The organism is Vibrio sp. 10N.222.52.B7 (assembly GCF_041474275.1).
GTDB classification, from domain to species: domain Bacteria; phylum Pseudomonadota; class Gammaproteobacteria; order Enterobacterales; family Vibrionaceae; genus Vibrio; species Vibrio crassostreae_C.
Window position 1 is genome coordinate 1 of the sequence record NZ_JBFRTU010000286.1, and the last position, 252, is coordinate 252.

Annotated in this window: 1 protein-coding gene; it reads right to left on the reverse strand. The window is 46.8% G+C overall.

Annotated elements, in window-relative coordinates; genetic code table 11:
• Positions 1 to 252: glycoside hydrolase family 2 TIM barrel-domain containing protein (locus AB4512_RS22860; RefSeq protein ID WP_372175819.1), on the reverse strand; the 252-nt coding region annotated here is incomplete at both ends.

Below are 252 nucleotides of genomic sequence, written 5' to 3' on the forward strand. Positions count from 1 at the left end.
ACCGTAGGCCCAGAAGTGTTCACCGTTTTCATCCCATTGGCTTAGTCCTTGGTCAACCCAATCCCAGATGAAACCGCCTTGTAGGCGAGGATATTCTCGGAATGCATCCCAGTAATCATTAAAGCTCCCTAAACTGTTACCCATTGCATGCGCGTATTCGCAAAGGATCAGTGGGCGTTGCTCATTAGGTAAAGAAACCCATTTCTTGATAGACCATTTTGGAACCGCATCGTCTTCGATAGTGCTGTTAAC